We start from the raw sequence: 327 nt of genomic DNA, 5'->3' as shown, positions 1-327 counted from the left end.
ATTTGATGCGACAGACTGGTTGAGTTTTAGTGCTGGCTTACGTTACGACACTTATAAAATCGAACAGGGCGAGGGTGCTCTAAAGCAATATGGTGACAAGAGCGGGTCACGGTTTAACCCGTCTTTATCTGTCACAGTGACACCATGGGAAGGTATTCAACTCTATGGTCAATATGTACAGGGCTGGCGGCCACCTTCTTTACGGGAAACAAGTTATATAAATGGTGAAATCCTTTTCCCAAATCCTGCACTAAAACCCGAAACAGCCGAAAATTATGAGGCGGGTAACAATATATTACGTTCGAATATTGTCTCTGATGGCGACAA

1 protein-coding gene is annotated in these 327 nt (G+C 43.7%); it reads left to right on the top strand.

Annotated elements, in window-relative coordinates; genetic code table 11:
• Window positions 1-327: TonB-dependent receptor domain-containing protein (locus HBA93_RS19905; RefSeq protein ID WP_221724434.1), on the top strand; the 327-nt coding region annotated here is incomplete at both ends.

Source organism: Ochrobactrum sp. SFR4, from assembly GCF_019730395.1.
Taxonomy (GTDB): domain Bacteria; phylum Pseudomonadota; class Alphaproteobacteria; order Rhizobiales; family Rhizobiaceae; genus Pseudochrobactrum.
The sequence above is the reverse complement of the archived record's forward strand: the minus strand, read 5'-3'. Positions and strand labels throughout refer to the sequence as shown.